The following is a 6,479-nucleotide window of genomic DNA, read 5'->3' as shown; positions in this document are numbered from 1 at the left end:
GCCTGACCGCATGACCGGCCCGTGCCCGCCGAGGCCACCGCGCTTCGGCGGGCACGGGCCCGCCCGGACGGCGCCCCGGACGGCCCTGGGCCCTACGATGGCGCCATGAGTGGGAGCCTTCAGGTGTCAGGTGCGCACCATGCGCAGGAGCGACGGGACGACGAGCGGCTGGAGGCCGCGGCCGGCATCCTGGCGCTGCTCGCGGACCGCACCCGGCTCGCGCTGCTCCAGCGGCTGAGCGCCGGCGAGGCCGACGTGACCACGCTCACCGAGGCGGCCGGAGCCCCCCGGACGTCGGTCAGCCAGCACCTCGGCAAGCTCCGGCTGGCGGGCCTGGTCACCACCCGCAAGGACGGCCGGCGCGTCGTGTACGCGCTGCGCCACGGCCATCTGCGCCGGCTGGTCGACGAGGCGCTGAGCGTCGCCGACCACCAGATCGGCGAGCTCCCGCCGCACGACTGAGCGGATCCGTACCGGCCCGTGCCCTCCGGGGTGCGGGCCGCTTTCCCGGCGCCGCCTTCCCCTCGCCGCCTTTCGGGCCGCTTTTCCGGTCAACATGTGCACATGCGTGCACATGTTGACCTATCCTGGACGTGTCGTCCTACCGCGTCCAGTCCGAGCGGGGTCCTCATGCTCTCCGTGCTGCGCAACCGCACCTATCTGCACCTGTTCGCCGCCCAGATCGTCGCCCTGGTGGGCACCGGCCTCGCCACCGTCGCGCTCGGCCTCCTCGCCTACGACCTCGCCGGGGCGGGCGCCGGATCGGTGCTCGGCACCGCGCTGGCGATCAAGATGCTCGCGTACGTCGGCATCGCCCCGGTGGTCACCGCGCTGGCCCACCGCATCCCGCGCCGGCGGCTGATGGCCGCCTCCGACCTCACCCGGGCCGCCGTCGCCCTCACCCTGCCCTTCGTCACCGAGGTGTGGCAGGTCTACGTCCTGATCTTCGTCCTGCAGTCCGCCTCGGCGGCCTTCACCCCGGCCTTCCAGTCGGTGATCCCCGAGGTGCTGCCCGAGGAGCGCGAGTACACCCGCGCCCTGTCGCTGTCCCGGCTCGCCTATGACACCGAGAGCCTGGTCAGCCCGGTACTGGCGGGCGCCCTGCTCGCGCTGATCAGCTACAACTGGCTGTTCTGGGGAACCGCCGCCGGGTTCCTCGCCTCCGCGGCCCTGGTGCTCTCGGCCGTGCTGCCCAAGCCGCTGCGGCCGGAGCCGCTTCGGTCGGTGCGGGAGGGGGCCGGCGACGGCGTCCTCGCCAGGTCCGTCCGCGGCACCCGGCTGTTCCTCGCAGTGCCCCGGCTGCGCGCGATGCTCGCCCTGGACCTCGCGGCGGCCGCCGCCAGCGCCATGGTGATCGTCAACACCGTCGTCTACGTCCGCGGCCAGCTCGGCCGCCCCGCCACCGACGTCCCGATCGCGCTCGGCGCCTACGGGGCCGGGTCGATGGCCGTGGCGCTGCTGCTGCCCCGGGTGCTGGACCGGGTGCCGGACCGGATCGTCATGCTCCCGGCGGCCTTCGGCATCGTCGGGCTCTTCGCCCTGCTGGCCGTGCTCACGGCCGCCGGGCCGGGCGCCTGGCGCTGGCCCGTCCTGCTCGCCGTCTGGGCCGTCCTCGGCGCGGCCGGCTCGCTGATCCTCACCCCCACCGGCCGCGTCCTGCGCGACTCGGTGGCCGCCGAGGACCTGCCCGCCGTCTTCTCCGCCCAGTTCTCCCTCTCGCACGGCTGCTGGCTGCTCACCTACCCCCTGGCCGGCTGGCTCGGCGCCACCCTGGGCCTCACCGCGGCCTCCGTCGCCCTCGGCGCCGTCGCCCTGGCCTCCGGCCTGCTGGCCGCCCGCGCCTGGCGCGGGGTGCCGGGGGCGACGGCCGCGGCCACGGTCGCGGCGAGCGGGAAGCGGGGCGTCGCCGTCACCCGCTGACCGGACGGGCAGCCAGGGGCCGGGGTTCGCCGGGGCCGGTCGAGCCCCCGCGCGCTTTTGTCATGCGCAAGTTTGACGGGGTGTTACCAGCAGGTAGTCTCTGGGTGTCTCGTAGGCGAACAGCACGACGCCTGCCACGTTCTGAAGGATCCTCACGTGTACCGACCCGGCTCCCGCCGACCCCGCCGCGCCCTGCGCGGCGCCCTCGCCGCCGTCGCGGCCAGCACCCTGATCAGCGTCCTGTCGGCCGCGCCGTCCCACGCCGCCCCCGCCCCCGCACAGGGCGCGGACACCACCCACATCGACGCCGTCGAGCAGGTGCTGCGCCAGGTGTCGCCCGGCCTGGAGGGCACCGTCTGGCAGCGCACCGACGGCAACGCCCTGGCCGGCGCCGACCAGGCCGGCGGCCCCGCGAACTGGCTGTTCCAGACGCCCGGTTGCTGGGGCGACGCCACCTGCGCCGACCGGCCCGGCACCCGCGCGCTGCTCGCGAAGATGACCGCCGACGTCTCCGCCGCCACCCGGACCGTCGACGTCTCCAGCCTCGCGCCGTTCCCCGACGGCGGGTTCGAGGACGCCCTGGTCGCCGGGCTCAAGGCCTCGGTCGCCGCCGGGCACCGCCCGGTGGTGCGCATCCTGGTCGGTGCGGCGCCGCTGTACAACGCCAACGTGCTGCCGTCGCGGTACCGGGACGACCTGGTCGCGAAGCTCGGACCGGCCGCCTCGTCGGTCAGCCTCAACATCGCCTCGATGACCTCCTCGCGCACCGCCTTCTCCTGGAACCACTCCAAGCTCCTGGTGGTCGACGGACGCACCGTCCTCACCGGCGGCATCAACGGCTGGAGCAAGGACTACCTCGACACCTCGCACCCCGTCTCGGACGTCGACCTCGCGCTCGCCGGCCCCGCCGCGACCTCCGCCGGCCGCTACCTGGACACCCTCTGGGAGTGGACCTGCGGCCGGACCGGCCTCCTCGACAACGCGTGGTTCGCCTCCTCGGACGGCGGCGCCTGCCGCCCGTCGATCGAACGCGAGCTCAACCCGTCCGCCCCCGCCGCCGGGAACGTCCCGGTGATAGCCGTCGGCGGCCTCGGCGTCGGCATCAAGGACGCGGACCCCTCCTCCGGGTACCGGCCCGGTCCCGTCCCCGGGGCGGCGGATGCCAAGTGCGGCCCGCTGACCCTGCACGACAACACCAACGCCGACCGCGACTACGAGACCGTCAACCCCGAGGAGAACGCCCTGCGCGCCCTGGTCGGCAGCGCCCAGCGGCACATCGAGATCTCCCAGCAGGACCTGAACGGCACCTGCCCGCCGATCTCGCACTACGACTCCCGGCTCTACGACACGCTGGCCGCCAAGCTGGCCGCCGGGGTCAAGGTGCGGATCGTGGTCAGCGACCCGGCCAACCGGGGCACCGTGGGCAGCGGGGGCTACTCGCAGATGAAGTCCCTCGCCGAGATCAGCGACGTCCTGAAGGCCCGGCTCACCGCGCTCACCGGCGACCGGGGCAAGGCCGACGCGGCCCTCTGCGGCAACCTCCAGCTCGCCTCCTTCCGTGCGGCCCCCACCGCCGCCTGGGCCGACGGGCACCCGTACGCGCTGCACCACAAGCTGGTCGCGGTCGACGACTCGGCCTTCTACATCGGCTCGAAGAACCTGTACCCGGCCTGGCTGCAGGACTTCGGCTACATCGTCGAGAACCGCAACGCGGCCGCGCAGCTCGACCGCGACCTGCTCGGCCCCGAGTGGAAGTACTCGCAGGCCGCCGCGACCGTCGACTGGTCCACCGGGACCTGCCGTGCCTGAGGTCGAGGCCTGAGGTCCGACGCCTGATGGCCGGCCGGCGGGTTCCCTGCTCAGGCCGCCCGGGGCGGGCGCTGCTCACTGCGGCGCCCGCCCCGCTCTGCTCTCACCCGGGGGGCTCCCGCCGTCTCCCGGTCGGGAGTCGCGGGAGCTACGCCCGCACGAACCCGTGGCTGCGCTCCACCTTCGCCACGTGCAGTGTGTAGTTCTGGTACCAGTCGGCCCGCCCGCGCTTCTGCGCGGCGCGGTGCTCGGCGTTGGTCCGCCACTCCGTGAGGGCGTCGGCGTCGCGGAAGTACCCGACGGTGATGCCCAGTCCGCCGGGCGTCTGCGCGTGGTCCATCCCCAGGTACCCGGGGATGTCGTTCACCAGCTCTTCCATGCGGGCGTTGGTCTCGCTGTAGTCGCTCTGGTCCTGCGTCCGGACCGTGGTGAAGACGGCGACGTAGTACGGGGGTTCAAAGGCCTGGACGGGTGCGACGGGTGCTTCGGAGTGATCACTCATGCCGCCACCGTAGGGCGGCACGCGTCCGGTGATCCAGTGTCTTTACCGAACGGTGGAACAAGGGTTCGGGATCTTGACCGAAGCCGTCCGGGCCCTCCCGCGGCGGCCCGGACGGCGCGGTACGCGGCTGCTCAGAGGCCGAAGCGGGCCCGGTGGGTGGCGGGGACCAGGTCGGCGTACTCGGGGTGCTTGGTGATCCAGCCGCGGATGAAGGGGCAGTAGGGGAGGACGGCGAGGTGCTGGTCGCGTGCCGTGTCCAGGGCGGCGCGGGCCAGTCGGCCGGCGAGGCCTCGGCCCTCGAAGCGGGGGTCGATCTCGGTGTGGATGAAGGCAATCTCGTCGCCGGAGCGGTGGTACTCGGCGAAGCCGGCGAGTTCGCCGCCGTCGTGGATCTCGAAGCGGGACTTCTCGGTGTTGTCGGTGACGGTCTGCTCCACGGTTCCTCCTCGGGTGCGGCGGGTCGCCTCGGCGGACGACCGCTGGTGGCCGGCGCCGCTGTCAGCAGTATAGTTGAATCCTCAACATTTGTCTGCCGCGACGCGCGGGGCGGGTGGGTGTGGGCGGTCTCAGCCCGAGACGGTCCGCCCGGTGCGGTACGGCGCCAGGAACGCGGTCAGGGCGGAGAGCATCGCCTCCGGGGACTCCTCGGCGGGGTAGTGGCCGCACTCGGGGAGGACCAGGGTCTCCACGTCGTCGGCGGCCAGCCGCATCGTCGCGCCGACCGAGGCGCCGAGGTTCGCCGCTCCGCCGATCGCCAGGACGGGGAGGGAGAGCCGTCGGGCCGCGCGCTGCCGGTTCTGGGCGATGGTGGTGTCCAGTGCCCGGTAGAACTCGAAGCTGCAGCGCAGCGCCTGCGGATCGGCGGCGAGGATGTCGACGTAGTGCCGGACGGCGTGGTCGGGCAGGGGCTTCGCGGACTTGGTGGCGAACTGGTGGCCGAAGTAGAGGTGCTCCCGCCCGGCGACCAGCTGCTCGTTGACGTCGGCGAGGCGGTTGAAGGCGAAGTGCCAGAGCCGGTCGTTGGCCTCCTGGCTGCCGAAGAGCGGCGGCGTGGGGGAGAGCCCGGGGATCGCGGCCTCGGCGACGGCCAGGCGTTCGAGCCGGTCGGGGTGGTCCGCGGCCAGGGCGTAGCCGGTCCACATGCCGACGTCGTGTCCGACCATGGCGAACCGGTCGTGCCCGAGCGCGTCCATGAGCGCCACCAGGTCGCGGGCGAGCGTGCCGGTGTCGTACCCGTCCAGGGGCTTGTCGGACAGCCCGACGCCGCGCGGATCGACGGCGACGACCTGGAAGTCCCGTGCCAGCACGGGCATCAGGAGGCGCCAGGCGTACCAGGTCTGCGGCCAGCCGGCGAGCAGCAGCAGCGGCGGGCCCTCGCCGCCGGTGACGGCGTGCAGGCGCAGGTGCCCGGTGTCGACGTACCGGCTGGTGAAGGTCCGCGCGAATCCGGCCGGGAGGTTCGGCGCCCCGGCGACGGAGCCGGGGTCTTCGGGCGTGGGCAGGGGGGTGGGCGACTGGCTCATGATCTTTCCTTTCGCGGTGCCGGCTGATCTGGCCACTGGCCGTCACGGTAGCCATCTTGGACTGATCGGTCAAAGATTGTTTGACCGATCGGTCCAAGACGCGGGTAGGCTCATGGCAGACGGGTGAAACAGGAGGTTTGTGCGGTGTCCGGACGGAAGCAGTTCGACGTCGGGGAGGCCCTCGACCGGGCCATGCGGGTGTTCTGGCAGCGCGGGTACGCGGACGCCTCGCTGGACGCCCTCGGCTCCGCCACCGGCCTCGGCCGGGGCTCCCTCTACGGCACCTTCGGCAGCAAGGACGCCCTGTTCCACCAGTGCCTCGACCGCTACGCGGCGCTCTACGGCGCCCGGTACGAGCAGGCGTTCGCCGCTCACCCCGGTGACCCGGTCCGCGCCGTCGAGGCGTTCTTCGACGTCGTCCTGGACCGCATCGCCGACCCGTCGGTCCCCGCCGGGTGCCTCGTCGCCCAGTCCGCCGCGCAGTCGCCGACGCTGACGGAGGAGAGCGGCGCGCGGGTGCGCGGCCTCCTCGACCTGCAGCACCGACGGGTCCGCGCCGCGCTGGCGGACTCCCCGGCCGACGCCCGGACGCTCGACGAGCTCGCCACCTTCGTCGTCGCCGTCAACCAGTCGCTGGCCGTCCTGAGCCGGGCCGGCACCCCGGACGCCGAGCTGCGCTCCGTGGCCCGGCTGGCCTGCGCGACGGTGGCGGACTCCCTCACCCC

7 protein-coding genes are annotated in these 6,479 nt (G+C 73.5%); 4 read left to right on the top strand and 3 right to left on the bottom strand.

Annotation, left to right across the window (positions count from 1 at the left end):
• The first annotated feature begins 105 nt into the window (after positions 1-105).
• The 3 genes from ACFU7Z_RS33975 to ACFU7Z_RS33965 all read left to right on the top strand — a co-directional run bounded on the left by ACFU7Z_RS33975 (position 106) and on the right by ACFU7Z_RS33965 (position 3,729).
• Complete coding sequence (locus ACFU7Z_RS33975) at positions 106-462, top strand: metalloregulator ArsR/SmtB family transcription factor (protein ID WP_049654374.1); 357 nt, start codon at positions 106-108, stop codon at positions 460-462.
• Between the two features lie 168 nt (positions 463-630).
• Positions 631-1,920, top strand: coding sequence for an MFS transporter (locus ACFU7Z_RS33970; protein ID WP_380781782.1), 1,290 nt, complete (start codon positions 631-633; stop codon positions 1,918-1,920).
• A 156-nt stretch (positions 1,921-2,076) separates the two neighbouring features.
• A complete protein-coding gene (locus tag ACFU7Z_RS33965; RefSeq protein WP_380781780.1) occupies positions 2,077-3,729 on the top strand; it encodes a phospholipase D-like domain-containing protein in 1,653 nt (550 codons plus the stop codon).
• Positions 3,730-3,877: 148 nt separating this feature from the next.
• On the opposite strand, the gene ACFU7Z_RS33960 is transcribed toward ACFU7Z_RS33965, so the two are convergent.
• From ACFU7Z_RS33960 to ACFU7Z_RS33950, 3 genes are all read right to left on the bottom strand, one after another.
• Positions 3,878-4,231: an antibiotic biosynthesis monooxygenase family protein gene (locus tag ACFU7Z_RS33960; RefSeq protein ID WP_380781778.1), complete on the bottom strand. Its 354-nt coding sequence runs from the start codon at positions 4,229-4,231 to the stop codon at positions 3,878-3,880.
• A 131-nt stretch (positions 4,232-4,362) separates the two neighbouring features.
• Positions 4,363-4,668 carry a GNAT family N-acetyltransferase gene (locus tag ACFU7Z_RS33955; RefSeq protein WP_049653355.1) on the bottom strand — a complete coding sequence of 102 codons (306 nt, stop codon included), beginning with the start codon at positions 4,666-4,668 and terminating at the stop codon, positions 4,363-4,365.
• A gap of 129 nt (positions 4,669-4,797) precedes the next feature.
• Positions 4,798-5,754 (bottom strand): alpha/beta fold hydrolase, encoded by a 957-nt coding sequence (locus tag ACFU7Z_RS33950; protein WP_380781776.1) that lies wholly within the window; start codon positions 5,752-5,754, stop codon positions 4,798-4,800.
• A gap of 144 nt (positions 5,755-5,898) precedes the next feature.
• Between ACFU7Z_RS33950 and ACFU7Z_RS33945 the strand changes: the two genes are divergently transcribed.
• Positions 5,899-6,479 (top strand): TetR/AcrR family transcriptional regulator (locus ACFU7Z_RS33945; protein ID WP_380781774.1); only part of this gene is annotated, 581 nt, incomplete at its 3' end.

Origin of the sequence: Kitasatospora sp. NPDC057518 (assembly GCF_042802075.1) — a bacterium.
Lineage (GTDB): Bacteria > Actinomycetota > Actinomycetes > Streptomycetales > Streptomycetaceae > Kitasatospora.
Note: the sequence above shows the minus strand (reverse complement) of the source record. Positions and strands in the feature narration are given on the sequence as shown.

Bases quoted from the DNA above. Each gene is read 5' to 3' on its own strand.
- ACFU7Z_RS33950 (WP_380781776.1), bottom strand. From the start codon at position 5,754: ATGAGCCAGTCGCCCACCCCCCTGCCCACGCCCGAAGACCCCGGCTCC.
- ACFU7Z_RS33960 (WP_380781778.1), bottom strand. From the start codon at position 4,231: ATGAGTGATCACTCCGAAGCACCCGTCGCACCCGTCCAGGCCTTTGAA.
- ACFU7Z_RS33970 (WP_380781782.1), top strand. From the start codon at position 631: ATGCTCTCCGTGCTGCGCAACCGCACCTATCTGCACCTGTTCGCCGCC.
- ACFU7Z_RS33975 (WP_049654374.1), top strand. From the start codon at position 106: ATGAGTGGGAGCCTTCAGGTGTCAGGTGCGCACCATGCGCAGGAGCGA.